This window comes from Mesorhizobium sp. WSM4306, from assembly GCF_007003975.1.
Lineage (GTDB): Bacteria > Pseudomonadota > Alphaproteobacteria > Rhizobiales > Rhizobiaceae > Mesorhizobium.
Genome location: NZ_VFTC01000011.1, coordinates 77,179 through 102,041 on the forward strand (window position 1 = coordinate 77,179; position 24,863 = coordinate 102,041).

Annotated in this window: 23 protein-coding genes; 11 read left to right on the forward strand and 12 right to left on the reverse strand. The window is 62.0% G+C overall.

Annotated features, from left to right (window positions below; genetic code table 11):
- Positions 1-42: 42 nt before the first annotated feature.
- The 4 genes from FJV77_RS15175 to FJV77_RS15190 form a co-directional block, all read right to left on the reverse strand.
- The gene (locus FJV77_RS15175; protein ID WP_142867604.1) at positions 43-924 is read right to left on the reverse strand and encodes a family 16 glycosylhydrolase; all 882 of its coding nucleotides are present in this window, start codon (positions 922-924) and stop codon (positions 43-45) included.
- A 123-nt stretch (positions 925-1,047) separates the two neighbouring features.
- The gene (locus tag FJV77_RS15180) at positions 1,048-1,443 is read right to left on the reverse strand and encodes a hypothetical protein (RefSeq protein ID WP_142867684.1); all 396 of its coding nucleotides are present in this window, start codon (positions 1,441-1,443) and stop codon (positions 1,048-1,050) included.
- A 127-nt stretch (positions 1,444-1,570) separates the two neighbouring features.
- On the reverse strand, positions 1,571-2,587 hold the full coding sequence (locus FJV77_RS15185) for a glycosyltransferase family 2 protein (protein ID WP_185970326.1): 1,017 nt from the start codon (positions 2,585-2,587) through the stop codon (positions 1,571-1,573).
- Positions 2,588-2,744: 157 nt separating this feature from the next.
- Positions 2,745-3,872 (reverse strand): nucleotidyltransferase family protein, encoded by a 1,128-nt coding sequence (locus FJV77_RS15190; RefSeq protein ID WP_142867605.1) that lies wholly within the window; start codon positions 3,870-3,872, stop codon positions 2,745-2,747.
- A gap of 514 nt (positions 3,873-4,386) precedes the next feature.
- Between FJV77_RS15190 and FJV77_RS15195 the strand changes: the two genes are divergently transcribed.
- The 6 genes from FJV77_RS15195 (at position 4,387) to FJV77_RS15220 (ending at position 10,225) form a co-directional block, all read left to right on the forward strand.
- Positions 4,387-4,539: a lasso RiPP family leader peptide-containing protein gene (locus FJV77_RS15195; protein WP_023684233.1), complete on the forward strand. Its 153-nt coding sequence runs from the start codon at positions 4,387-4,389 to the stop codon at positions 4,537-4,539.
- 146 nt (positions 4,540-4,685) lie between these two features.
- Positions 4,686-4,985 (forward strand): PqqD family protein, encoded by a 300-nt coding sequence (locus FJV77_RS15200; RefSeq protein ID WP_142867606.1) that lies wholly within the window; start codon positions 4,686-4,688, stop codon positions 4,983-4,985.
- A 127-nt stretch (positions 4,986-5,112) separates the two neighbouring features.
- Positions 5,113-5,487, forward strand: coding sequence for a lasso peptide biosynthesis B2 protein (locus FJV77_RS15205; RefSeq protein ID WP_246691270.1), 375 nt, complete (start codon positions 5,113-5,115; stop codon positions 5,485-5,487).
- A 3-nt stretch (positions 5,488-5,490) separates the two neighbouring features.
- Positions 5,491-7,410 (forward strand): lasso peptide isopeptide bond-forming cyclase, encoded by a 1,920-nt coding sequence (locus FJV77_RS15210; protein ID WP_142867608.1) that lies wholly within the window; start codon positions 5,491-5,493, stop codon positions 7,408-7,410.
- Positions 7,407-8,384, forward strand: coding sequence for a serine kinase (locus FJV77_RS15215; protein ID WP_142867609.1), 978 nt, complete (start codon positions 7,407-7,409; stop codon positions 8,382-8,384). The genes FJV77_RS15210 and FJV77_RS15215 overlap by 4 nt, the downstream gene beginning before the upstream one ends.
- 5 nt (positions 8,385-8,389) lie before the next feature.
- Complete coding sequence (locus tag FJV77_RS15220; protein ID WP_142867610.1) at positions 8,390-10,225, forward strand: ABC transporter ATP-binding protein; 1,836 nt, start codon at positions 8,390-8,392, stop codon at positions 10,223-10,225.
- A 54-nt stretch (positions 10,226-10,279) separates the two neighbouring features.
- Here the strand turns inward: FJV77_RS15220 and FJV77_RS15225 are convergent, their stop codons facing one another.
- Positions 10,280-10,552, reverse strand: a complete 273-nt coding sequence (locus FJV77_RS15225) for an exopolysaccharide production repressor exox (protein ID WP_142867611.1) — start codon at positions 10,550-10,552, stop codon at positions 10,280-10,282.
- A 606-nt stretch (positions 10,553-11,158) separates the two neighbouring features.
- Here FJV77_RS15225 and FJV77_RS15230 point away from each other — a divergent pair.
- The 3 genes from FJV77_RS15230 to FJV77_RS15240 all read left to right on the forward strand — a co-directional run bounded on the left by FJV77_RS15230 (position 11,159) and on the right by FJV77_RS15240 (position 14,471).
- Positions 11,159-11,836: a sugar transferase gene (locus FJV77_RS15230; RefSeq protein ID WP_112560555.1), complete on the forward strand. Its 678-nt coding sequence runs from the start codon at positions 11,159-11,161 to the stop codon at positions 11,834-11,836.
- A 206-nt stretch (positions 11,837-12,042) separates the two neighbouring features.
- Positions 12,043-13,263 (forward strand): polysaccharide biosynthesis/export family protein, encoded by a 1,221-nt coding sequence (locus FJV77_RS15235; RefSeq protein WP_185970332.1) that lies wholly within the window; start codon positions 12,043-12,045, stop codon positions 13,261-13,263.
- Positions 13,264-13,379: 116 nt separating this feature from the next.
- Complete coding sequence (locus FJV77_RS15240; protein WP_142867613.1) at positions 13,380-14,471, forward strand: acyltransferase; 1,092 nt, start codon at positions 13,380-13,382, stop codon at positions 14,469-14,471.
- A 107-nt stretch (positions 14,472-14,578) separates the two neighbouring features.
- Here FJV77_RS15240 and FJV77_RS15245 read toward each other — a convergent pair whose 3' ends face one another.
- From FJV77_RS15245 to FJV77_RS15265, 5 genes are all read right to left on the reverse strand, one after another.
- Complete coding sequence (locus tag FJV77_RS15245) at positions 14,579-15,862, reverse strand: O-antigen ligase (protein ID WP_142867686.1); 1,284 nt, start codon at positions 15,860-15,862, stop codon at positions 14,579-14,581.
- Between the two features lie 297 nt (positions 15,863-16,159).
- Positions 16,160-16,987 (reverse strand): SDR family NAD(P)-dependent oxidoreductase, encoded by an 828-nt coding sequence (locus FJV77_RS15250; RefSeq protein WP_142867614.1) that lies wholly within the window; start codon positions 16,985-16,987, stop codon positions 16,160-16,162.
- 96 nt (positions 16,988-17,083) lie between these two features.
- Complete coding sequence (locus FJV77_RS15255; RefSeq protein WP_142867615.1) at positions 17,084-17,569, reverse strand: acetone carboxylase subunit gamma; 486 nt, start codon at positions 17,567-17,569, stop codon at positions 17,084-17,086.
- Positions 17,566-19,770 (reverse strand): hydantoinase B/oxoprolinase family protein, encoded by a 2,205-nt coding sequence (locus FJV77_RS15260; RefSeq protein ID WP_142867616.1) that lies wholly within the window; start codon positions 19,768-19,770, stop codon positions 17,566-17,568. The genes FJV77_RS15255 and FJV77_RS15260 overlap by 4 nt, the downstream gene beginning before the upstream one ends.
- Before the next feature lie 14 nt (positions 19,771-19,784).
- Positions 19,785-21,926 (reverse strand): hydantoinase/oxoprolinase family protein, encoded by a 2,142-nt coding sequence (locus tag FJV77_RS15265; RefSeq protein ID WP_142867617.1) that lies wholly within the window; start codon positions 21,924-21,926, stop codon positions 19,785-19,787.
- A 110-nt stretch (positions 21,927-22,036) separates the two neighbouring features.
- Here FJV77_RS15265 and FJV77_RS15270 point away from each other — a divergent pair, with 110 nt between their 5' ends.
- Entirely contained in the window at positions 22,037-22,816 is a 780-nt protein-coding gene (locus tag FJV77_RS15270; RefSeq protein ID WP_142867618.1) for a LuxR C-terminal-related transcriptional regulator, read from the forward strand.
- On the opposite strand, the gene FJV77_RS15275 is transcribed toward FJV77_RS15270, so the two are convergent.
- On the reverse strand, positions 22,813-23,748 hold the full coding sequence (locus FJV77_RS15275) for a LysR family transcriptional regulator (RefSeq protein ID WP_142867619.1): 936 nt from the start codon (positions 23,746-23,748) through the stop codon (positions 22,813-22,815). The genes FJV77_RS15270 and FJV77_RS15275 overlap by 4 nt on opposite strands.
- 112 nt (positions 23,749-23,860) lie before the next feature.
- Here FJV77_RS15275 and FJV77_RS15280 point away from each other — a divergent pair, with 112 nt between their 5' ends.
- Positions 23,861-24,253 carry a nuclear transport factor 2 family protein gene (locus tag FJV77_RS15280; protein WP_142867620.1) on the forward strand — a complete coding sequence of 131 codons (393 nt, stop codon included), beginning with the start codon at positions 23,861-23,863 and terminating at the stop codon, positions 24,251-24,253.
- Between the two features lie 21 nt (positions 24,254-24,274).
- Here the strand turns inward: FJV77_RS15280 and FJV77_RS15285 are convergent, their stop codons facing one another.
- A complete protein-coding gene (locus FJV77_RS15285; protein ID WP_142867621.1) occupies positions 24,275-24,856 on the reverse strand; it encodes a DUF1349 domain-containing protein in 582 nt (193 codons plus the stop codon).
- Between the last annotated feature and the right edge of the window lie 7 nt (positions 24,857-24,863).

Genomic DNA, 24,863 nt, shown 5'->3' on the forward strand with positions numbered 1-24,863 from the left:
TGTTCACGCCCTTTGGCCTGATATGGCCGAGCCGGTTCAGATCTACTTTATGCTGCTTACACTACATGCAAGCGATTCCGGAAACTGGCACGGCTGGCCGAGCGCGGTGAAGGCGACGCGTTGCACCTGCATCGACACCTGGCGGCCGGGATCCGAAAACGCGCCCATCCAATTGGTCAGCGTGTCGCTGCCCCAAAGGCTGAAGAATATCTTCTGCGAATGGGTCGGCAATTGCTCGGGATTGGTCACTTCCTGGACCAGCTTGCCGTTGACGTACCAGCGCAGCCGGTCCTTTTCCCAGATGAAGGCATAGTCGTTGAAGCCCTTGTCGGTGCCACCTTCGACTTCGGCCAGCTTCTCGTTCTTCGGTTTGCCGGCGATGTAGCTGTTGACCTGCACCTTCGACGTGTCCTTGGTCAGGACCTCGAAGTCGATCTCGTACCAGGGCTGTTTGTCGGCGGGGCCGATATATGTGAAGAAAGCGGCGTTGAGGCCGGAACCGGTGTCCGTCTTCATCCGCGCTTCATAGGTTCCGTAGCCAAAGCGCTGCTTGGTCTGGATCTCGGCGCAGGCGAACTCGCGGTCCTTCAGTTTGCGCTTTTCGAAGCCGAGCGTCAGCATGTTGTCGGAAAGTTTGACCAGGCTCTTCGACCAGGTACAGTTCTGGTGGTTGCCGTTCGACCAGCCGTCGGAGACAAACCAGCGCGAGCGATCGAAACTCTTGAAATCGTCGACGAAGGATGGTGCGCTTTTCATCTCCGGCGAGGCGTCCTGGGCACGGGAGGGCTGCGCGGCGCCGAGCAGAACTGCGGCTGCCGCCAGCAGAAGCGCACCAACGGACAGAAGACGCAATGGCCGATTTGGCTGCGCCGAAATCATGGCATCGACTGCCACGATGGGGGTCGTCTTCGGATCGACGTTCATATCAATTCACCTTTGTGCTGTTCCGCCCCAACCCAAAGTCACCGACTGGCCCACATCCCAACGGGCCGATCCCGATCCTCCGTCCCCTCGAACTTTCTCGTTTGTGCCTCGTATGAACCGGCTTTAGCCGGGCCGGCCTGCGGATTTGACGTATTCGGCCTGAGAATCACGACCCAGGGCATTCTCGTCGACAATCGCGTCGAGTGAATGACGCAGTTCCTTCATCCGGCTGGTCTGGCGCGCCAATTCGGCGATGCGCTGCTCGCAGTTCAGGATCGATTTCGTCAATTCGCCGACCTCAGACCGCTTGCTTGCCGACGTTGAACCGTTCTCCATCGACTCGACCAGGAAGGCCGCGTTGGTGGACTTCGACCGATAGCGATTCTCCAGCCCGGTTTTCTCGGCCGCGATCTCGGCCGTGATCTGATCCAGCAGCTTTGCCAGACGGTCGAAGCGCGCCAGATCGGTCTGCTTGTCCCGGGCCGGGTCCCTGGACCTGAAGCCGAAAATTGAAGCCATTCGGTTGGCCTCCCAAGATTGCTGCACCGCAACATACAGTGCCATCGTCGGAGCGCGTAGGCAACCTCCGAGTTTCACAAAGGCAATTTTTTCAACATCCGTGCCCGTTGAAGCAGACCGGACAGGCCTACTTGCCCAGAGGCGGGCTGGTCCCCGCCATCAGGTACCGCAAAGGCGGGACCGGCTGCTGTCTCGGTGACAAACCAACGTGACGAAACAACGCATCCAGCTTGTCCGAGGCCACACCGCAAACGATGGGAATGAGGTTCGACTGGCTGGCCAGCGCATAGGCGGCGGCCGACGCCATGCCGCGCTCGGCCTTCACATCGAGGAAATTGCGCAGCCGGTATTTGTCGCGCACATGCCGCTCGTGCTTGCGCAGCACGGCCTTGGAGCCTTCCGGCAGGCTGTCGATCTTGAGAAGCGCCAGGTCGGCATCAGCCAGGCGCTTCAGATCCTGCGTCTTGTGCCGGCCGCTCAGCGAATCGGCGCGCACGATCGCGCCGTAGCCGCAGGACCGGATGACCTTGAACCGCGCGCCGAGGGCAAAGGCGCGTGCATAGAGTTCATAGTCTTCGCCCAGACGCAGGTTTTCATCGTAGCGCAGGCCGTGCCTGTCGAGGAAAGCCCTTGATATCACCGGCTTGAGAAAGCCGAGTTCACCGCGCTGGACGCGCCGGCTGGAGATGTTGCCTTCGATGAAACGCTCGAAGTCGAGGAACTCCGGATCCGCCGAAAAGGCCGGGGCGACGATCTTGGAAACATCGGTCGCCGTATCGTCGCGGATCAGCATGATGTTGTCGGCGGCAAAATCCCAGTCGATGCTGGCAAACAGCTGGCGGAACCGGCCCTCGAGGAAGAAGTCGTCGGCATCGAGAATGCTGATGAAGGGCGATTTGGAGCCGGCAATGGCGGCATTGCGGGCAAAGGACGGGCCATGGTTGACGTCGAGGCGGATGATCGAAAGCCTGCCGCTGCCATCATCGGCCTCGCCGGCGATTTTCGCGGTGTCATCGGTGGAGGCATCGTCGACGACGACGACTTCCGCCACCTCCGGCTCGCGCAGCGCAGACGCAATGGCCGCGGGAATGGTCCGGGCTGCGTTGCGTGCCGCGATGATCACGCACACCTGGGGTACTGTCATGGGGATGCCTTTCGATTGCACAGATGGTTGCTGACTTCCCCGCCCTTGGCTTGCCTCCTGTCCACTGACGGGGAGCCCAACCCATCCTCCCATGATCCGTCGCCACCCAACCGGGACGGAACCGTCTCTACCTGCTGCCGTTCTGCGATAGCCATCATCACCGGCCATCCGGGCGTTCGAAAATCCGCCGGCTGAGATCGGCGGACGCGGCCCAACCGGCCTCGCTCAGGTAGCGGACCGGTTCGCGGCCGCACAGTTCCCACAAAACGGTGCGCCGTTGCGGCCACTTCAGCGACGACAGCCACGGCGCGATGACCATGTGGAACAGGTCTTCATTGCCGATGCGTGACAAGATCCGCGTCGCCCGATCCGACAGCAGCGTGCCGGCGCCGCCAAGCAGCACGTCGGCGGCGCGCAAGCCCAGGAGCAGCGTGTCGGCCAGCCCCTGCCGGGCGGCATAGTCGAGCACATTCTGCTGCTCGGGCTCGCTCAGGCGGCCGGCCGCGGCCCTGATGTCGCAGACATAGCCCGCGCATGGCTCGCGGTTGAACAGCGCCTTGGCGACACTGATGCAGGACAAGAGCAGGGTGTCGCAAGCCGAGATGAACGGTACGCTGGAGCCGGCGATCGCAAGCGCGCGCTTGCGGCGCAGAAAGCCGTCCGTGTCGCGTGGGCTTGGCGATCCCGGCTGCTGCAGCCGGTAGTGGAGATCGACGGTGGACAAGTTCGGACCCTGGCTGCGAACCATATGCTGTTCGCCCAAAAACCGCACCCACCAGACGGAGCGGGACTTGCCGGCGACCTCGTAGCCGATCGAGCGCAGCGCATCGCGGGCTTTGAAGAAGCCGGCTGGCGACACCAATATGTCGACATCGCCGGACGGCTTCATGAAATGGTCGCCATAAAGCAGCTGCTGCTGGAACGGTCCCTTCAGGAAGACGAAATCGATCTTGCTGTCGCGCAGCGCCTGGTCGATGGCCATCGAATCCATGATGCCGGACGAGTTCATCGCGATCGTGCGCCGGCGGTAGGTGTCGAGCCACTCGAGCAGCCCAGGCGGGGTCTCGCCCACGGGTGGGCGCGACAGCGCCTTCAGCACAAAGGTCGCGACCTTGTTCAGCCGCGCGATGTCGCAGACATCGGCAACGGAGATGGCCGGTGCAGGCGCAGTGCTGGCGCTCGCCTGCGGGTTGAAGAACAGCCGCAGGCACGCCTGCACATAGGCCACTTCGTCGGCGCAGCCGGCGGCGCGCAACCTCTCGAAGGTCCCTTCCTGCAAGGCCATATGCTGCAGCATCTCCGCAAAAATTTTTTGAGGCGCGTTATTTTGTGAGGCACGTTATATTGCACGTGCGAAGCAAAGCATCGCCAAATTCAGCTGCCGCGTCCAGTTTTTCCTTCGAGGCCAGTTTTATCACAACCACAGCGTTTAGCGGAAAAATTGTGCAACGCAGCACAGGCGTCGCCGAAATCGGATCGGCCGACGGCACGCCTGCAGCAATTTCCGTGCGGCTTCACTCGAGCCTAACAGGCGGCCACTCCAAGTGGAAAATTTAGTGCAATTAAATCAGCTGCTTAATTAATCGCCACGGATATATTGTTGAATTCACTTGGGATGCGCGGCTAGAGTGCAGATGCAAGCGTTTGGATCACCATTGAAGGCGGTCGCAACCGAGAATTGATTAACGGCGGGTAAATCAGACTTGACTCATAAATGCTGCTATGCAGCTATTGCGGTGCAGCAATAGATCGCTGCCGGCAATCGACAGGCCGCTTCCAGTCCAGAATTGGAGAGTAAAATGGAACAGAATGTTGAAAAGCATGAGTACGAAACCCCAAGCCTGACGGTCCACGGCTCGATCGAGACCATCACGCAAGGCGGCAGCGGCACCACGGCACTCGACGCCTCTTTTCCGGCACATACGCCGGTCGGCGAACTCACCTTCTCCTGAGACTCTCTTCTCGTTGGGGTGACAAAGTCCGGACTCTGAAACAGAGCGCACTAAGGAGAGTCGGGGCTCAGGCCCCGGCTCTTGCGCCTGTCTGGAATTGCCGAAGCGTTGGTGTGGTGAGCAGTGGCGTGTGAGCGAGGTTTAGGATGGACTGGAACCCCTCGGAGCATGATCGGGTCAGCGCGAGCAAGGATGCGGTTGCCTGCGAATTCGGCAACGGCCTGGCGCTGCTCGATATGCGGTCCAACATCTATTACAGCCTGAACAGCGTCGGGGCCTATATCTGGGAACTGATCCAGGAGCCGAAGCCGATCGTGGAAATCCGCAGCGCCGTGCTCGAGCGCTACAATGTCGAGCCCGAACGCTGCAAGGCCGATGTCAACGGATTGTTGAAAGGCCTGGCGGACGCCGGGCTTGCGAGGCTCCATGATGAGGAACTGGTCTAGAGCGTTTCACCGTTTCACAGAAACGGCGAACCGCTCTATCTCTTTGTTTTCACGCAATTCCAGACGGGAAAACCGCGCACACTTTCCCTGGAATTGCTCCAGGGTTCTCTCGCTGAGCGGGCCGGAGATGCTCTTTCTCGCCCACTGCCTCGCGGTGGTCGTCGCGGTCCGGCTGGGACTGACACTGCTTTCCTACAACAGAGTGCGCCGCGTGGTGACGCGGCTCGATGCGAGCGCGCCGGCCGGGATCGGCGATCTCAGGCGCGTCGCCTGGGGCGTTGCGGCCGCGGCGCGGCTGGTGCCGGGCGCAAGCTGCCTCACCCAGGCGCTTTCCGGCCAGTATTTGCTTGCCCGCCAGGGTAACGCTTCGAAGATCCGCATCGGCATCGAGCGCGATACCGGCACTGAATTGAAGGCGCATGCCTGGCTGGTGAGCGGCGACCACATCGTGCTTGGCGGCTCGCTTGGCAGGTTTACCCATCTCGTCGATCACGGTCAGTGACCGATGAGCGGCGTCGCCGGAATTCTGCTCAGGCAGGAAGGCAAGCCGGCCGCTGCGGCTGACATCCAGCGCATGCTTGCCCGCATGCAGCATCGCGCGCCTGACGGCAGTTCGTGGTGGATGGACGCAAGCGTCGTTCTTGGCCACGCATGGCTCAACACCACCGATGAAGCCGGCCCCGGCCCGCTGACGATGGCCGGCGGCAAGCTCGCGATCACGGCCGACTGCCGGTTGGACAATCGCGACGAATTGCTGGCCAGGCTCGGCATCAGGGACAGTTCGGTTGCCGACGCCGTGCTGTTGATGCGCGCCTATCTGCACTGGGGCGAAGCCTGCCCCGAACATCTGCAAGGCGACTTCGCCTTCGCCATCTGGGATGGCGAGCGCCAGCAGCTGTTTTGCGTGCGCGACCATTTCGGCGTCAAACCCTTCTACTACCATTCGAGCGACCGGCGCTTCGTCTTTGCCTCGGAGATCGGGCCGATCCTCGATGTCGGCGGCGTCGACATGCGCATCAGCGAACACCAGATTTCCGGATTTCTCGCTGGGCTGCCCGACGATCCGCAGTCAACAGCCTACGCCGACATTTTCCGCCTGCCGGCGCGCCACAGCCTGACCGTGACCGGCAATCAGGTAGTGGTGCGCCGCTACTGGCAGATCGAGCCATCACCAAGGCCGATGTGCGCGGACGCGGCCGAGGAATTCCGCCATCTGTTTTTGCAATCGGTCCGCAACCGCATGCGCGGCACGCCGGCCGTCGGCGCGATGCTGAGCGGAGGGCTCGATTCCTCCTCGATCGCCTGCGTGGCCGGCATGCAGAATGCCGCGCAGCGAAAGCCGAGGCTGCCGACCTTTTCGCTGGTGTTCGAAAAGGGTTCGCCGATGGACGAGCGGCCTTTCATCGAGGCGGTGCTGGCGCAGCAGAAGGTCGACGGCACACTGATTTCCGTCGGCAACTATGCGCCCTTCGCCGAGTTCGAGCGCATCCTGGAAGAGCAGGGAGAAACGTTCCTGGCGCCTGGCCTGTCGCTGACCCGCGACATCTACAGAACCGCCGGCGCCAAGGGCATGAAGGTGCTGCTGGACGGCCATGGGGGCGACGAGGTGGTTTCGCAGGGCCACGGCCATCTGCACGAACTTGCCGATGCCGGCAAATGGATGGAGCTGTGGCGGGAATTGCGCAGCGCCTCCAACACTTATGGCGACGGCATGCTCGGCCTCTACTATCATTTCCTCACCCTTTACGGGCCGGCCTGGCGCATCGCAAAAATCAGGCGGTTCGCGAACCGCGCGCTGAGCAAATTGCGACGCCGTCCCACTGGCCGGCCGGCGACGAGCTGGCGCGGCCTGATCAATCCGGATCTGGCGATGCGCACCGACCTTGTCGAGCGGTTCCGCCGGGCCGGCTATATGCCGCCCGCGGTCAGCGCCAGCGAGACCTTGACCCATCGCTGGCTGCTGTCGAACGGGATGGTGCCGCACGCTTTCGAGGTACTCGACAAGGCCGCCGCCAATTTCGGCGTCGAGCCGCGCTACCCCTTCTGGGACAAGCCGCTGGTCGAGTTCTGCCTGGCGCTGCCGGGTGCTGAAAAGCTGAACCAGGGCTTTGGCCGTTCGGTGCTGCGGCGCGCCATGGAAGGAATTCTGCCGCCGGCGGTGCAGTGGCGGCGCGACAAGATCGATTTCACCTCCAATTTGGTCAAAGGCATGCTCGGCAATCACCGCGATCTCCTCGACAAGGTGCTGGTAGCGGATGCGGCGCTGATTGCCCCTTACGTCAACTTGCCCGAAGTGACCGCTGCCTATGGCCGCATTTCCAGCCAACCCGAGGCCGCCACATTACCCGATGTCCAGTATGTCTGGCGCTCGATCGCGCTGTCGCTGTGGCTAAGGCAGGTGCAATTGCGCGAGAGCCACGCATGATGCCGGCCAACATGCCATTCGCCGCCGGTCCGAACCGCGATGCCGGTCATCCCAAAGGTCGCGCGCGACATTTCTACAAGGCTTATGGCCTGACGATCGCTTCGCAGATCGAGTTGCCAGAGTTGGAGCCGAGCGCGCCAGCTCCTGTCGACGTCCTGATCACGGTCGGCCCAATCGACTTGCCAAAACCTTCACCCCAGACCGGAACCGCTTTTCGCTTCGAGCCGCGGCAGCAATATCTGGCATGGCAGACCGTCGGCGCCTTCCTGATCACCGATGCCTGCCGCATCGAGGTCGAGCCGGCGCCTGATGTCGACGATGCGCTGCTGGCGTTTCCGCTGCTCGGCCCGGTCATGGCGCTGCTCCTGCACCAGCGCGGCCTGCTCATCCTGCATGCCAGCGCCATTGCCGTCGGCGGCAAGAGCGCTGTTTTCATGGGCGACAAGGGCGCCGGGAAATCGACGACGGCAAGCGCAATGATCCGCGCCGGCCATCGCTTGCTGACCGACGATGTCGTGGCGCTCGATCTCACCGAACAGCCGATGATCGTTCCGGGCTTTCCGCAGTTGAAGCTCGCCGCCGATGCCGCCGCAGCATTTCCCATCCGGCAAGCAGAGATACGCCCGCAGGTGCATGCGGCGATCGACAAGATGCAGCATCGCCTGCGTGGCGGATTTTCAAGCGAGATGGTGCCGGCAACGCGGATCTACATCCTCGAGCGCGGCAAAAAGGCAGCGATTGCGCCGCTGCCGAACATGAGCGCCCTGCCGGCTATCATCAAATTCTCCTATGTGACGCGGTTCGGCCGCCCGGCCCTGGTCGGCGATTTTGCCGCGACGCATCTTCGCCAATGCGCCGCCTTGGCCAGCCAGATCGGCGTCTGCCGCCTTGAGGTACCGACCGGGCTCGACCGCCTAGACGAAGCCGTCGCCCTGATCGAAAACGATCTGGCCGCCAACAACGGGCCGCGGTGAGCAACATGTCGGCATCGAAGATCTTGCAACCGTCGTTTTACCTTGATGTCGCCGGGTTCGGCGCCGCCATGGCCCGGATTGGCGGGCGCAGGACCCTGACGGCATTGCTGTTCCTGATCCTGGGAAGCCTGACCGAAGGCATCTCGATCCTGCTTCTGGTACCGCTGCTGCATCTGGTCGGGCGGCCCGAGCAGAATTTCGCCGTCAGGCTGCCGAACAACGACTTCGTGCGCTGGCTGGCGCCGGACGGGACGCTGCAATTGACGACAGTGCTTTGCCTGCTGGTCGGGCTTGTCGCGCTGCAAGCAGCGTTCAATCGCTACAAATCCGTCTACATGGCGCGGCTGCTGCTCGACTTCATCAACCGCCTGCGCATGAACCTGTTCGAGAGCATCGGCAAAGCGCGGTGGGGCATTTTTGCGCGCATGCGCAGTTCCGACCTCGACCATGCGCTGACCGGCGACATCGACCGCGTGCAGTCAGCCGCCTTCTCGCTGTTGATGCTGGTGCAGATCGCTGTGCTTCTGGCAGGCTATCTCGTGGTTTCGCTGTTCATTTCGCCTGTCATGACGGCCTTCGCCATCGTCGTCGGCATCGTTACGTTCCTGGCTCTGCAGCCGTTTCGCGCGCGAGCCAGCGCTTTCGGCCGGGTTTTGACCACCAATCGTCAGGAGCAGTACCGCACGGTCTCGGAGTTCCTCGGCGGCATCAAGGTGGCCAAGAGCCTGAATGTCGAGGAGACCTATTACGCGCAGCTTCGCGCGACACTGGAGAAGATGAAGGCCGACAACATCAACTATGTGCGCAACAGCACCATCGGCACCGCTTTGTTCCAGGTCGCCAGCGTCGTCGGGCTTAGCCTGTTCATCTACGTCGCCCTGGTTCGCTTCAACCTCTCGCTGGCCGAGATCGTCGTGCTGCTGCTGGTGTTCATGCGCATTGCGCCGCGCTTCATGGATATGCAGATGCAAGCGCAGCAAGTGCTGATCAATCTGCCCGCCTATGCCTCGATGCGTGACATGCAGGCGCGTTTCGACGCCGAGCGCGAGCCTGCGAACCTCGAATCCGATGCCAAGCTGTCGCTGGATATCGGGCTCAACATCCGCAATGTTTCCTTTGCCTATGAGGCCGGCGGCAAGCCGGTGGTAAGCGACATCACCTTCGGTCTTCCCGCCGGCAAGGTAACGGCACTGATCGGCCCGTCAGGCTCGGGCAAGAGCACGCTTGCCGACATGCTGCTCGGCCTGCTGGAACCCAGCGAAGGCAAGATCCTGGCCGACGGCGTCGAGATCAGTGCTGCCAACCGGCGGCACTGGCGCGATCAGGTGGCCTATGTGCCGCAGGATGTGTTCCTGCTCCACGACACGATCGCCGCCAATCTACGGCTCGCCGCGCCGCAAGCCAGTGACGAAGAGCTGTGGACTGCACTTCGCGCCGCGCATGGCTCTGACTTTGTCGAAAAGCTGGAACTGCGGCTCGACACGGTGGTCGGCGACCGTGGCGTGCGGCTCTCGGGCGGCGAACGCCAGCGCATTGCACTGGCGCGCGCGTTGCTGCGCAAGCCCTTGCTGCTCATTCTCGACGAGGCGACCAGCGCGCTCGACTGGCAGAACCAGTCTCTGATCGCCAAATCGATCGACGGCTTGCGCGGATCGATGACGATCCTGACCATCGCGCACAGGCCGTCGATGATCGCCTTCGCCGACTGGGTGGTTGCGATCGAAACCGGCCGGATCGTCGAAGTCGGGCAATATCAGAGGTTGAAGGCGAAGGCCGGCAGCCGCCTGTCGAGGATGCTTTCAGGCGAGCAATCAAAACCCGAGCCGGCCGAAGCAGGCTAGAGCGTTCGCTGAAAGATGATCCGAGGCCGGCGTATGCGCCGCCCTCGGCTATGTTCAATGCACGCTGCGCCTGGCCGAGAGCTTTTCGCCTTCAGCCGCCTTTTCAGCGCCGAGGCTTCGTTCGGCGTCGCGAGCCCTGTCAGCCGATGTCGGCGCGCTCTTGGCGATCATCACATAGACCAGCAGGAAATACCCGATCTGGATGAGGACAGCACAGCCAATGACGCGAAGCACCGTTGTGGAGAGCGACGCGCCGTCGAAGTACGACCACGCGACCACGATCGCGAGGGCGAAAACCATTCCGATGACGAATTTTGGTAATGACATGGTCGGCGGCCCGTCAACCGGCCCGAGCATGCAAAAGCGATGACTTACCCACCCGAGTATCTCCCCATTCGCCATGCGAGCTTATTCAGCTGCTCTTTTTCGGCCGGTTGCTTCCGGCCTTCCCAACCCATCCAGACTCTAACAGAAATAATTTGCGACTCTATTAAGGCGCGAAACTGACGGCAAGGGCAACCGGCGATAATTTTCGGTCTGCCAACCCGTTAGACTCTGCCATGCTGCGGCGCACACGCAGGGGTGGTGGCCTACTCGTCAAACGATTTCTACTTGAGTAGAATCTATAATGTTGATTAGTATTTTATTTGATTAATTTGGCAAAACGAGTGATTCGAAACCGAGTTAAAGCCGTTCCCTCTGCGATGAAGGACGATTCGCCCAAAATTGGTCGAAAAAAGGCGATACATTTCCTCACGTTGCTAATTATTCGTCACAAACTTGCCATAAAGGGCAAAATTTGGGCAGGGCGCGTTTATTATTTAGTCAATTCATGACGTGACTATTTCACTCGTATAGGAAATTGTGTGTTGCGCTGCAGCATTTTTTTGGTATCGTGACATAAACCATCCGTTCAACGTATGGAGCTTTTGCATGAGGGACGTTGCCAAGTCGGCCAATGCGGCATTTTCGCAGGTCGGCGTAGATTTTCCGCCACCGATCGGCGGGCTGCTAAAGCGCAGTTTCGATATTTTCGGTTCACTTGTCGGCCTGGTGGCGCTCAGCCCGCTGTTCCTGATGGTGGCCCTTCTGGTCAAGCTTTCCGACGGTGGCTCGATCTTCTACGGACACAAGCGAATCGGACGCGGCGGGCGGATTTTCCCCTGCCTCAAGTTCCGCACCATGGTCGAAGACGGCGAACGCGTGCTGACCGCTTATCTCGCGGCCAACCCGGAAGCCAATGCCGAATGGATCGCGACCCGCAAGCTGAAGAACGATCCGCGCGTAACCCGCGTCGGCGCCGTTCTGCGCAAGCTCAGCCTCGATGAGCTGCCGCAGATCATCAACATCCTGCAGGGCGACATGAGCCTTGTCGGGCCTCGTCCCGTGGTGCGCGACGAGCTTGAGATCTATGGCAGCGCCGCGGTCTACTATTTGAAGTCGCGGCCGGGCCTGACCGGGCTCTGGCAGGTCAGCGGACGCAACGATGTCTCCTATGACAGCCGCGTCGCGTTCGACCGTCACTATGTCGAGAACTGGTCGCTGTTCGAAGACGTTCGCATCATCCTCAAGACCGTGCCTGCGGTGTGGATGTCGCGCGGTTCCTACTGACCGACCGCAACTGGTCAGCAATCGGGCCGGTTCCGGCCCGAAGCCAATCCGGTCCAAAGCCATTCGGCGATGGGCCGGCCTTGCATTGCAGCCGCGATGCTCAACCGGCACTCGGCAGCAGGCCTATCGGGCGGATGGGGCCAAAACGGATCGGAAACGCTCAGTTGAAAACAGACATATCAGCGTATTTTCGCCTTGCCGGCCCGATGCGGCCAGCACGGCTCGTCGCCACGTGCCTCGCTCTGTCGCTCACGGTTCCGGCCATGGCCGACGAGTACCGGCTCGGCTCGCAGGACAAGCTCCACATCCGCGTCGCCGAATGGCAGACCGTCGAAGGCACGTTCCGTGACTGGTCGGCGGTGAACGGCGAATATTCGGTCGGCCCGGCCGGCAATTTGTCGGTGCCGTTCGTCGGTGAATTGCCGGCCGCCGGCAAGACCACGTCGGAGGTTGCGGCCGCCATCAGCGTCGCCTTGCAGCGCAAGCTTGCCCTGTCGGACAAGCCGGAAGCCTCGGTGGAAATGGTGCAGTTCCGGCCGTTCTACATCTCGGGCGAGATCCAGTCGCCCGGCCAGTTTCCCTATGTGCCCGATCTGACCGTGCTCAAGGCGGTCAGCATCGCCGGTGGGATCCGGCGCAACGCCGACTATGGCCCGCAGATCGGCAAGGACCTGGTCACCGCCAAGGGCAATTTCGATATCTATGACGACCAGCGCGTGCGGCTGATCGTCAAGCGTGCCCGCATCGATGCCGATCTCGCCGGCAAGGCTAGTTTCGAGGCGCCGAAGGAGGTCGAGGGCGATCCGCGCTTGCCGGCCATCGTCGCCGACGAGATGCAGATCCTGACGGCCGATCAGAAGGCGCTGAAGCTGAAGCTGCAGTCGCTCGACGAGTTGAAGGGTGTCCTGCAGGGCGAAATCGAAGCGCTTCAGAAGAAGATCGCCAACCAGCAGCGGCAGGTCGAACTGGCCAAGCAACAGCTCGAAAGTATCAGCCCGCTGGTGCAGAAGGGGCTGGTCGTCAACACGCGCGTACTGAGCTCGGAGCAGTCCGTCGCCAATCTGCAAGGCCAGATTCTCGACTACGAGACGGCCATCCTGACCGCCAAGCAGTCGATCAGCAAGGCGTCGCAGGATGCCATTGATGCCCAGAACACCTTGAATTCGAACCTTGCCTCCAGCCGCCAGCAGGTCGAAGCCGACCTGAACGAGGCGGGGCTCAGGGCGGGCATGCAGAAAGGCCTGATAGCCCAGGCATCGGATCCCGCCACGACCGCCGCCATCACAAGCGGTGAGGAGCCGACGTTTCTCTATTCGCTGGTGCGCGTTGCCGATGGCAAGACGAGCGAGATCGAGGCCAAGGAAGACACGCCGGTGCTGCCGGGCGACGTCATCAAGGTGAAGCTGGCGCCGACGGCCAGCCAGTAGTTTCGCGCAGGGCTCGTTCCGTGAGACCGGCACGGCGGAGGCGGGAGGAACAATTTCGGCTCGTTCGCGCCCAGGCGCGGGCGAGCAATTCTATCTGGACCGCTTGAAGGCATACAATGCAGCCCGCCGCCCCGCGCCATGTCTACCTCAATCTCGACGCCATCCGCGGCGTGGCGGCGATCAGCGTGATGCTCTACCATTTCTCGCCGTTCCTGGCCGCCGGCAAGGTGCTGCCGTCGAGCTATCTCGCGGTCGATCTGTTCTTCCTGCTCAGCGGTTTCGTCATCGCGCATGCTTATGACCGCAAGATCGAAAACGGCATGGGCTTCGGCACGTTCGTCGCGATCCGCCTGATCCGCCTCTACCCGCTTTACCTCGCCGGCACGTTGCTCGGCTTCTTCTATTTGCTGGTCAAGAATCGGCTGATCCCAACGGAATACATGCCCCTCTCGGAGATCGGCACTATGCTGACGACCGGCATGTTCTTCATCCCGCTGGTCAGCGATGCCTATCACACGATCTTTCCGCTCAATCCCGCGTCGTGGTCGCTGTTCTTCGAACTGATCGTCAACATCGCCTATGTCGCTGTTTTTTTCCTGCTGTCGAAGCGCGTGCTGACAGTCCTCATCGCCGTCAGCCTGGCGCTGCTGCTGGTCGCCTCGATCGTTGCCGGCACGCTCGACTTCGGCATGACTGGCAAGACCATCATCAGCGGGATGCCGCGCGTCTTTTTCTCATTCTTTCTCGGCGTGCTGCTTTGCCGATCCATGGCGCGCTATCAAGGCGGCCTCGGCTTGCTGCGGCGCGGCTGGTGGGTCGAGGCGGCGATCGCGCTGACGCTTGTCGTCTTCGCCATCGCGCCGGCCGGCGGGGCGCGCATCGCCTACGATCTCGCCTGCATCATCTTCATCTTCCCGGCCCTGGTGGTGATCGGTGCCATAGCGCCGACGGCACCCCGCCTGTCAGGCCTCTATGGCTGGCTCGGGCGGATTTCCTACCCGATCTACATCATCCACACGCCGATGCTGATGATCATCGCCGGCGCAGGCAAGGCCGCCTCGATCGATCCGTTCGCGCATCATCCCTGGTTCGGCATCGTCATGGCGATTGCGGTCATCGTCATCGCCGACATCGCCACGCGCATCTATGACGAACCGTTGCGCCGCTTCCTGCAGCGGTTGATGCAGCGCAAGCGGGCCGTCGCCTGATCTGTCAGAGCGGTTCATCGTTTCACGGAAACGGCGAACCGCTCTTATCTCTTTGTTTTCACGCAATTCCGGACGGAAAACCGCACACACTTTTCCTGGAATTGCTCTTATACGCGTGCCGGCATGCGGCCGCCGGCGGCCTTCTCATCCTGCACGGGAACGTAGGCCCGCCTTGCCCGGACAACCGGCACCGGGCGCAGCTTGAACAGGCCGTAATAGACGATGAACGAGGCCGTGAAATAGGGGCCGAGGATTTCGACCTCGAAGAAGGAGCGGATCAGCATCAAGCCGACCGCCCCGGCAAGTACCACCGAATCGGCACTCCAATCGCCGAACACCACTTTCGAGACATGGCCCCAGAAGGAGCGCAGGATGATCAGCGCCAGTATGATCATGCCGATGAAGCCAAGCTCCACCAACGTCTCGATATAGGTGTTGTGGAAATGGAAGCCGGTGCGGGTCGAGATGTAGAACTCCGCCCAGAGCCGTTCCGGATCGGCAAAACCCTGTATCCAGTAGGCGGCGTAGCCATAGCCGAGCACTGGATGCTGCTGCGCCGCCAGCCAGCCCTGTTCCCAGAGATAGGTGCGGCCGGTCAGCGTCGAATCCTTGCCGAAGATGCCGAGCACGAAGTCGAGCAGGCCGAGGTTGAGCGCGGCCACCACACCCGTGACAAGCGCGACGGCGCCTACGACAAACATGACGCGCCGATAGGCGCGCGACAGGATTTTGCTCATGGTGAGCAAGGCAACGATGCCGATCACCGCCGGCAGCGAAGCGACCGAGGTCGCCGAATGGGCAATCGCCAGCATGTAGACCGACAACAGCATGATCGGCGTGGTCCAGACGAAACTCATCCAGTTGCGCCGGTAAAAGACGAGAAAGGCAAGGCAAAAGAAGATGCCCAGCGAGGCGAAGAAGCCGACCTGGTTCTTGGAGCCGAAGGCGCCGACGAAATTGGTGGTGCCGTCGATGGTGTCGAGCGCATAGCCGCCGACTTTCAGCGAATAAAGCAGCACGACGAAGATGCCGATCAGCGAGCCCAGCACCAGCGTGCGCACGCTTATGGTGCGCGCGGCGACGTAGGCGCACAGGATGTGCGAGAAATATTGCAGCCCTGCCCGCGCACTGGTGCCGGCCGCTTGCGACCAGAAGACCGAGAGGCAGATATAGGCCACGAAGACAAGCGGCAGCCAGGTGCTGGAGAGATCGCGCGTGAAGCGCCGGTAGTCGACGAACAGCAGCGGCAGCCACACCAGATAATAGGCAAGGATCAGTATCTTGCCGAAATTGGTGGAATAGGCGAAGGCAAAGACCGACACGGCAACGGCGAAGGCGGCATAGGCCTTGTTGCCTTCCGGATCGATCAGAATGGATTTCGGAATCTTCATATCCGTACCGGATTTCTCATTCATGCCGCCTTTCAATTGGGCACGCCGCCTTTCAGCCACGCATAAGCGCCCATGAACCGGCCTTTCCGCGTCGGGCCTCGATCGCGACGCCCGCCGGCGGCCGCACGCGACCGCTACCTTTGCCGGAGCCCGATCTACGGGCATCCATTGTGCAGTGCAATATAACCTGTATCGCCTGTCACTCAATGGAAAAGTTGTCACGGGGCAAGTGCGCCGGCCAGAACGATCATGCAACAGCCAGATGGCGCGAATGCGGCTTCGCGCAAGATCAGGCCGCTACCACAACGCTCCGCCGGTGACCTGGATATTTTCCATGGTGATGCCCTGGGCGAGGTCCGAGCACAGGAAGACGGCCAGGGCCGCGATCTCCTGCGGCTGCAGCATGCGCTGCTGCGGATTGCCTTTGGCGATCTCTGCCATCGCTTCCTCGGCGGTTCGGCCCTTGCCCTCGCGCTCGACGACCTGTGCCACGTTGCGGCGCATCAGTTCGGTCTCGACCCAGGTCGGGCTGATCATGACGCAGGTGACGCCATGTGCCGCCCCTTCCAGCGCCACGCAGCGGGTGAGGCCGAGAAGGCCGGCCTTGGAGGCGCAATAGGCCGGATTGTCCTTCCAGCCGATGGTGGCCGCCGTCGAGCCGATGTTGACGATGCGGCCCCAGCCGCGCTCGATCATGCCGGGCAGGACCGCGCGGGTGGCGCGGAAGGCGCCGGTCAGGTTGGTGTCGACAATCTTGTCCCACAGCGCGTCGGAATGGCCGCAGACCGGCTGCTCGGCAGTGGTGCCGGCAGCATTCACCAGTATGTCGGCGGGACCGATGGCGGATTCGGCGTCGGCCGCAAACCGGTTGGTCACCTCGCTGTCGCGGACATCGAGATGAGCAGCGTGAACCTTGGTGCCATGAGCCGACAGGGCTGAGCGCACACGCTCGATCTCATCGGCGCCCGGATAGTAGGCGGCATCGGATCTGTCCGCGCCGGCGGGCGCGATGTAGGAGCCGACGGCGACATTGGCGCCGGCCTCAGCCAGTGCCGTGGCAATGGCGAAGCCCATGCCCGAAAACCCGCCGGTGACGATCGCGCTGTGGCCGGAAAGGTCTGTCATAGGCAATGGATCTCCGACGCCGAAATCTGATGCGATAGTCTTAGACCCAGCCCGGCAACAAGCGCTACCTTGCCTGGGGCGCCGGCCACGACATCACTAGAGCGGTTTGCCCAGCCATTCGCGATAGAAGCCTTCTAGATCCGGCTCGAAATCGTGAACAATGGGATAGCCGGGCGCCGCCGCCTCGACCTCGTGCATGGTGCCGCATTCCGGGCAGATGAATTCGCGGATTTCCATCCACTGCGGATCGGGGATATCGCTGTTGGGGTAGATTTCGCGCAGCGCCTCCTCGGTGTTGCGCACGATGATCGCGGCCTTGAGCTTCCAGTTCTTGCGGTAGTCGCCGAAGGAGTGGCCGCATTCGCAGCGGGTGATCCGCTCATCGCCGCTCTGGCAGATGAAGAGGTGATCCGAGACCGGCAGCAGGATCGGGTCCTTCCAGGCGACACGGTCCTGATAGACGGCGACCATCTTGAAGAAGCGGTCATCATCCTTGTAAGCGCTCATGATGCGCCTTGTCTGCGGCCAGGGCAGCTTGCCGGCGGCCAGATCGCCGAGGACTTCCTTGCTGTACGAGGTCATGGCTTTGCTCCCGGCATGAAGATCGATTTGGCGTCGACGGTCCAAAACTCACTGAAATCTTTGGTGAAGCGCGACGAAAGCTTGATCGCGCTGGCATACATTTTCTTCACTTCCGGCGCGAAGTCGGCCTTCTCGACGCGGCTTCGCTCGGCGTCGATCCAGTCCGAAACCGGTATTGCCTTGGCCAGACGCTGCTTGCGCATGGCGGCGCGGCGTTCGACGGTGGCATCGATATCGGCAAGGGGATAGCCGTCGGCGTCGTCCTTCAGCACGATGCCGAAAACCTGGGTCGCCGCTTCGCGGGTGAGGTAGCCGTTCTCGACATCCCATGCACTCTTGATCGGATCGCGCTCCAGCGCGTCGCCGTAACCGCCACCGCCATTGTAGGAATGGCTGAAGATGTCACCGGACTTGTGCGGCAAGGTGATGTAGGGGCCCTCGACCAAAACATGGTCGCCGCCGATGTTCTTCTCATAGTCGGAGACATGCGGGTCGATGCCGGGCGCATGCGCCAGCGGTTCGCCTTTGGCCGCCAGTTCATGGATGTTGGAATTGCGCACGGCGCGATGCTTCTGGCAGGTCGGCGCCGGATAGCCGCCGCACATGCCGCCATTGTCGAACACGCGCGAGGAGTGCTCGGAGGTGTGGAGCCGCAGATGCGAGGTCTTGTTGATCAGCCAGGTCGAGACGAAGGAACAGCCGCCGCGATATTTGCCGGCGCCGCCCGAATTGGGGACGATCGAGCGGCCGATATAGACCATCGGCATGGACTGTTCCCAGACCTCGATGTTGCCCATGTCGGATTCCGGATTCCAGCCGACATAGGCGGTGTCAAGGCCATCGGCGATGGCCAGCGCGCCGGAGCCGGCGGCGGCGCATTCGAAATGCGCCATGCCGAATGGCGTGCCGTACTGGCTTTCGCCGCCCATCTCGATCATCGGGCTGTTGACCTGGCCGACGAAAGCTTCCTCGACGAAACCGCGGGCGACGAAGCCGCGCGACAACAGCCGCTGGAACACACCATAGGCCGGCAGCAGCAGCGCCCATGAGGTGGCGGTCGCCACCATCTCGTTGTCGGGGTTGGTCCAGGTGCCATGCGGCAGTTTCAGCTCGGTCGCCATCCAGGCGCCATCATTGACCAGGCCTTCGAAATTCATGTGCTGGGTCAAAGTGACGAACATGCCGCCATCCATGCCGGCCGGCGTGCAGTTCATCGAATGGTAGCCCCAGGGCTGGGTGCCCTCGAAGTCCATGGTGATCTTGCCGTCGGTGGTGATCTCCATCTCGATCGGGATGTTGTAGAGCCAGTCAGGATCGCCGAGCAGCTGGAAGCCGGGCTTGCCGGCGGTGACGTGGCCATAGAAAGTGTGGCCGCGATAGATGCCGGGAACGGTGAGCTGCCGGGTGCGGGCGAGTTGGGCGCGGCGGCCTTCCTCGATGAACTCCTTCGACACCTTCATCCAGTAGTCGAGGCCGATCTCCGAGATCAGCTGCTTGACGCTTTCGCGCATGTCGATGCAGGAGGCGACCTTGGCCTTCTCGTCGAGCACCCAATAGATCGGCATCCTGAGATTGCGCTCGCAGCGGATGACATAGTCGCGGCGAATTTCGTCATTCTCGCCGATTTTCTCGGCGCAGACGAACAGGCCTTCAGTGAAGCGTTCCTGTGCGAGACAGACGTCGCCGCCAGGCGTGATGCCGCCAGCCTCCAACTCGTGGCAAACCGCACCGGCCCAGCCGACCAGCGTGCCTTCATGGAAGATCGGCACCACGTCCATGACATCAGGCACCTGCACGGTGCCGATGAAGGCGTCGTTGTTGGCGAAGATGTCGCCTTCGCGGATCTGCGGGTTTTCCTCGTAATTGTTCTTGATCATCCATTTGATGAAACGGCTCATCGTATGGACATGCACCATGATGCCGTTGGACAGCGCGATGGCGTCGCCCTCGGGCGTATAGATGGCCACCACCATCTCGCCGACCTCGCGTACGCCGGGCGAGGCCGAGATGCGGCGGGCCATTTCGCGTGCCGAGACGCAATAGGCGCGCAGCTTGGTGTGCAGAGTCTCGAATTTCAGCGGATCCTGGTTGCGCAGATGGAGTTCCGTGATGCCGTCATAGCAGCCGGTCTCTTCCATCAGCCGTTCGGATTCGATCAGCCGTTCGCGGAGGCGCAGGGCGGAGGCGGGTTTGTCCAGCATGGCGTTCGCCCTTCTCAAGCGTGGGTGTAGTGCAGCAGCGTCCATTCATCGACATGGACACGGTCTTGCGGGTGAACGACGAGCGTTGTCGCCGGGTGTTCGATGATGGCCGGGCCGATGACCTCGTGGCCGGGCAGCAGCAGGTCCATCTCGTAGAGATTGGCCTTGTGCCAGCGGCCGCCAATATAGGCTTCACGCACGCCCTTGTGGGCGGATGCTGGATCCGACTTGCCGAGCGGGCGCTTGAGCAGTACCGGCTTGACCTTGTCGGCGGTGGCGATCAGCCCGAGCTCGGTGATGGTGAAGCCGGCTTCGCCATAGCGCGACACGCGATGGTTGACCTTGGCATAGACCGCCTCGAACTCGTCGATGACCTTGCGCATGTCGTCGGCCGAATTGACCGCGGCCAAGGGTGCCATGACTTCGACATCCTCGAGCTGGCCGGTGTAGCGCATCATGAGGAACGGCACGGTCTTGATCTTGTCGCGTGCGTGGCCGTCCTCGATCATTTCATCGACCGCCGCCTTGGTCAGATCGTTCCAGACATTGGTGACCTTCTTGCCGAAGGCGAGCAGTTCGTCATCGCTTGCCCGCGCGCCGATGTCGTGCTGCGTCGACACCGAGTGGCGGCGCATGAAATCGGCGGTGGTGCAGCCGAAGGCCGAGAAGGCGGCGGCGAACTGGAAGGTGATGATGTCCTTGAAGCCGATGCCCCTGGAACAGCCGGCCAAGTGCAGCGGGCCAGAGCCGCCATAGGACAGCAGGGTGAATTCGGAAGGATGGATGCCCTGGCCGGAAATGACGCGGCGCAGTGCGTTGTTGGCGTCGGCTTCCAGCATGTCGATCATGCCTTCGGCCGCCTCGTCGACGCCGACGCCAAGGATGCTGGAGCACTTTTCCTCGAAGGCCTTGCGCGCCTTCTCGACCTGCAGCACGACCTTGCCGCCCAAGAAATAATACGGGTTGAGGCGGCCGAGGATAGCATCGCAATCGGCGATGGTGGGTTCGGTGCCACCCTTGGCGAAGCAGATCGGGCCGGGATCGGAGCCGGCGCTTTCCGGCCCGAGCGAGACCTTCTTGGTCAGCGGGTCGACCTTGAGGATCATGCCGGCGCCGGCGCCGATCGTGTCGAGATGCAGCGTCGGCACGTTGAGCTTGAAACGGTCCATCAGCGGTTCGTTCTCGATCCGGGTCTGGCCGCGCGAAATGACGCCCATGTCGAATGAGGTGCCGCCCATATCCGAGCAGATCAGCGAGTCGTTGCCGATTAGCTTGCCGACATAGGCGGCGCCCAGAATGCCGCCGATCGGGCCGGAGATCATGGTTTCGTGCAGGCGCGGATGGTTGATCGAGGTCAGGCCGCCGAAGGACAGCAGCGTCTGCACGCCGTATTTGAAGCCGTATTTCTTCGAGACGTCCTCGATGCCCTTGAGCTGCTTGCGGCCACGCGACGTGGCGTAGGCCTCGATCAGAACCGAGTTCAGCCGCGACTGTTCGCGAATGACCGGACGGACTTCGTGGCTGGTGTAGACGAGGATGTCGGCGCCGGCCTTCTGCACTTCCTCGCGGCAGATCTCGGCGATGCGCTTTTCGTGCACGGGATTGACGTGCGAGAAGATGGTCATGATGCAGATCGCCTCGACCTTGTCGGCGATCAATTTTTTCGCGGCGGCAGTGACTTCATGCTCGTAGAGCGGCAGCACGATGTCGCCGAACTGGTCGATGCGCTCGGTCACGCCATGGGTGCGGCGGCGCGGCACCAGCGGATCGGGGTGGTGGTGGGTGACCGCATGCAGGCGGTCGGCATAGGAATAATCCGCCCAGGCCTGCAGGCCGCGGCCCATCAGGATCATGTCCTCCAGGCCCTTGGTGGTGATCAGGCCAAGCTTGCGGCCGGTGCGCGACAGCAGCGTGTTGAGCATTCCGGTGCCGGAATAGAGCACGACGTTGACGCCTGAAAAGAGCGCCTCCAGCGAGATGCCCCAGGCATCGGCCGCGTCTTCGGCCGAGGCCAGGAAGCCCTCGGCCTCGTTATTAGGCGTGGTCGCGGATTTGCCGATCTTGAAGTGGCCGTCCTGATCGACAAGGATGGTGTCGGTCATGGTGCCGCCGGCGTCGATGCCGATGACGATGGGGTTGGTAGTGATCTGGTCCACGGGTCGCCTTCCCTCTTCGAGAATGACCGCAAGCTAGAGGTTCGGTGCCGGATCGCGCCATATGCCTAAAGACACAATGACCGCGCGGCTGACATCGCCGAGAACAGGGCATGCGCATGAGCACTATCTGGGGGCCGCTGGCAAAAGCGATCGCCGCCACCGGTACGGACAGGCATGTCGACTGCCTGATCGACCTGATCGGCGCGGACATCGAGCACGACTTGGTCACCGTGACGCGTTATTCGGCGACGCAAACGCCGGAGTTCATCAAGCACCGGCGCTTCTCGGACGAAATGGTCCGGCGCTATCTCGACAATTACTATGTCTTCGACCCCTTCTATGCCTCGTGGCGGCGTGAGCGGAGGCTCGGAATCATGCCGCTGAAGCGGCTTGCCGATGACGAGGCCAAGCGCGGGCAGTACATAGCCGGTTTCCTGGCGCAGTCGGAGATCAGCGACGAGGTCGGGATTATGCTTGCCGATGGCGGCGACTGGTGCCTTGGCATTTTCCTCGACCGCTCGACCACATCGTTCAAGGACAGCGAGATCGCACTGTTGGATGAGCGGCTGCCGGTGTTCGAAGCCCTGCATGCGCTCGACATCAAGGCGCGTGGAACTGAGTTCTCCCGCACCTCGGCGCCGACCGGCCCCGGCGCCTCGCCGCAGCAGAAGCCGACCATCCCGACGAGCCTGTGGCCGGAGCTTTCGCTGCGCGAACGTGAACTCGTGCAGCTGATCCTGGCGGGACATCCAACCGCCAACATCGCCGAGCGGCTCGGCATCACCGTCGGCACGGTGAAGAACCATCGTCGCCGCATCTACGACAAGCTCGACATCACGACGGAACGGGAGCTGTTCTTGCAGTTCTTCCAGCACCGGGCGGACGGTTAGGGACTGGTTGCCTCTGACTGACCCCGCGTCCCCCGACGGATAGTGTCGATGAGCGCGCGGAGCGCAGGCGCCATCTGCCGCTGCGCTGGATAGCACAGATAATAGCCGGGAAAGGGCGCCGACCAGGCCTCGAGCAGCGGGACGAGGCGCCCTTCGGCGATATGCGCATCGATCAGCTGCTCGCTCGCGAAGGCGATGCCGAGCCCGTCGACCGCCGCCTGCACGCCAAAGTCCTTCCGGCTCGAGATGACAGGCCCTTCCACGGCGACCTCGAACCACTTGCCGTCCGCCATGAACTCCCATTTGTACGGGGTCGTCTGGCCAGGCCATCGCCAGCCGATGCAGCTATGGGCGAGCAGGTCGCGCGGGTGCGCAGGTGTTCCGCGTCGCGCGAGATAGTCGGGTGAGGCGACGGCGGTTTGTCGCAGTTCGGGACCGAGCTTCACCGCGATCAGATCCTTGTCGATGACCTCTCCGAGCCGAATGGCAACGTCATAGCCCTCAGCGACGATGTCCACCACGGTGTCGTCGAGCGTGACGTCCAGCACCACCTGCGGATAGGCATCGCTGAATGCCCGCAATATGGGCGTCAAATAGAGGCTGGCGGCCGTGTGAAAGCAGTGCATCCGCACTGTCCCGGCGGGGTGGGCTCGGCTTTCGCTTGTTTCACCCAACGCCTCGCCGAGTTGATCGACGGCGGGCTTCACGCGCGCGAAAAGTTTGGCGCCTGCCTCGGTCAGGGAGACGCTTCGCGTGGTCCGATTGAACAGGCTGACGCCGACGCGCTCCTCGAGCCCGCGGACCATCTGGCTCAGGGCCGAAGACGACACACCGAGCTTCTCCGCAGCGCGACTGAAATTGAGCGAGCCCGCCACGGCCACAAAGGCGCGGAGCTGATTGAAATCGCCAGCAGACGGAAGGACAGGGTCCATAATCACCCATGATTGAGTAGCTCAGCTAATAAGGCTGGTAAGGCCGCGCCGGTTAAACGCGGCTTGGGAAACCCTTATAGCAAGCGCATCGCCAGACCTGAAGGGAACCATCATGACCACGTCAGACATCCAATTGCCGGGAATAGATAAGTTGGCCGCTCTGGCTCAAACCTACTTCGATGCCGCCCATGACATGGATGCCGACAAGTTTGCTTCCATCTTCCACGAGGCGGCTTTTGTTACGCGGAGAGGCGAAAACGACACCGTCGTCGTGACCCCCGTCGCCGCCTGGCTGGATACCGTTCGGATGCTGAAGCCCCCGCGAGAAGCCGGTGCCGAGCGCAAAGACCAGATTCTCTCGATCAACCTGGTGCGCGACATGGCGCTGCTCAAGATCAGCCTTCGAATCCCTCCGCGTGAGGTGACTGACCTGCTGTCGTGCTTCTTCCTCAACGGCCGCTGGCAAATCGTCCAGAAGGTGTTCAACGCCGAACCACTTCGCTGATCGATTCGATCGAAATCGCCGTCAGTCGTGCAATTGCCGGGAAATCGGTGGACCGACCGTGAAATCGGAGAAGGTGACCTCAAACCCCTCGCGCTGCGGCGAACAGCACATCATGCCGACATCGACGCTTTTTGAGATCGGGAAATAGGCAAGCCGCACCGGTTTCCAGTGGCCGTCGGTCGCATCCAGATACTGGATGCGGATCGCCTCGGCGTGGCGGGTCAGACGGATGCGCACCCCATTCGGATCGTTGGGGATGCTGACCAGCGACCAGTCGGAGGTGTCGTTGGTGACGACAACGGAAAAATAGGCCAGCCCGTCGGTGTATTCGATGCCGGCCTTGACCCAGTGCGTTTCGCTCAGCCGCAGCATCAGCCCGGCCTGGTCGTAAAGCACCTTGTAATCGCCCTTGACGGTGACTTCGGCGCTGAAGTCACCCTCGACCGGGCGATAGAGGAAATGACCATTGTCGCGCCAGAAGCCGTAAAAGGTCTCGCGCCAGAAATCGGTTTCCTTGCCGGTGCGTACATGAACCGTGTCGTCACCGAACACATGATGCGCCGGCGGGTTGAGCCAGGTCAGGCCCTCTTTTGCCGATGTCATCGGTTCA

Coding starts and splice junctions, on each gene's coding strand:
- FJV77_RS15180 (WP_142867684.1), bottom strand. CDS start 1,443: ATGGCTTCAATTTTCGGCTTCAGGTCCAGGGACCCGGCCCGGGACAAG.
- FJV77_RS15205 (WP_246691270.1), top strand. CDS start 5,113: ATGCTCTTTCTCGCCCACTGCCTCGCGGTGGTCGTCGCGGTCCGGCTG.
- FJV77_RS15275 (WP_142867619.1), bottom strand. CDS start 23,748: ATGGACCCTGTCCTTCCGTCTGCTGGCGATTTCAATCAGCTCCGCGCC.
- FJV77_RS15230 (WP_112560555.1), top strand. CDS start 11,159: ATGAGGGACGTTGCCAAGTCGGCCAATGCGGCATTTTCGCAGGTCGGC.
- FJV77_RS15220 (WP_142867610.1), top strand. CDS start 8,390: ATGTCGGCATCGAAGATCTTGCAACCGTCGTTTTACCTTGATGTCGCC.
- FJV77_RS15240 (WP_142867613.1), top strand. CDS start 13,380: ATGCAGCCCGCCGCCCCGCGCCATGTCTACCTCAATCTCGACGCCATC.
- FJV77_RS15190 (WP_142867605.1), bottom strand. CDS start 3,872: ATGGCCTTGCAGGAAGGGACCTTCGAGAGGTTGCGCGCCGCCGGCTGC.
- FJV77_RS15270 (WP_142867618.1), top strand. CDS start 22,037: ATGCGCATGAGCACTATCTGGGGGCCGCTGGCAAAAGCGATCGCCGCC.
- FJV77_RS15225 (WP_142867611.1), bottom strand. CDS start 10,552: ATGTCATTACCAAAATTCGTCATCGGAATGGTTTTCGCCCTCGCGATC.
- FJV77_RS15280 (WP_142867620.1), top strand. CDS start 23,861: ATGACCACGTCAGACATCCAATTGCCGGGAATAGATAAGTTGGCCGCT.
- FJV77_RS15185 (WP_185970326.1), bottom strand. CDS start 2,587: ATGACAGTACCCCAGGTGTGCGTGATCATCGCGGCACGCAACGCAGCC.
- FJV77_RS15210 (WP_142867608.1), top strand. CDS start 5,491: ATGAGCGGCGTCGCCGGAATTCTGCTCAGGCAGGAAGGCAAGCCGGCC.
- FJV77_RS15200 (WP_142867606.1), top strand. CDS start 4,686: ATGGACTGGAACCCCTCGGAGCATGATCGGGTCAGCGCGAGCAAGGAT.
- FJV77_RS15235 (WP_185970332.1), top strand. CDS start 12,043: ATGCGGCCAGCACGGCTCGTCGCCACGTGCCTCGCTCTGTCGCTCACG.
- FJV77_RS15255 (WP_142867615.1), bottom strand. CDS start 17,569: ATGACCTCGTACAGCAAGGAAGTCCTCGGCGATCTGGCCGCCGGCAAG.
- FJV77_RS15260 (WP_142867616.1), bottom strand. CDS start 19,770: ATGCTGGACAAACCCGCCTCCGCCCTGCGCCTCCGCGAACGGCTGATC.
- FJV77_RS15250 (WP_142867614.1), bottom strand. CDS start 16,987: ATGACAGACCTTTCCGGCCACAGCGCGATCGTCACCGGCGGGTTTTCG.
- FJV77_RS15285 (WP_142867621.1), bottom strand. CDS start 24,856: ATGACATCGGCAAAAGAGGGCCTGACCTGGCTCAACCCGCCGGCGCAT.
- FJV77_RS15245 (WP_142867686.1), bottom strand. CDS start 15,862: ATGAAGATTCCGAAATCCATTCTGATCGATCCGGAAGGCAACAAGGCC.
- FJV77_RS15195 (WP_023684233.1), top strand. CDS start 4,387: ATGGAACAGAATGTTGAAAAGCATGAGTACGAAACCCCAAGCCTGACG.
- FJV77_RS15175 (WP_142867604.1), bottom strand. CDS start 924: ATGAACGTCGATCCGAAGACGACCCCCATCGTGGCAGTCGATGCCATG.
- FJV77_RS15215 (WP_142867609.1), top strand. CDS start 7,407: ATGATGCCGGCCAACATGCCATTCGCCGCCGGTCCGAACCGCGATGCC.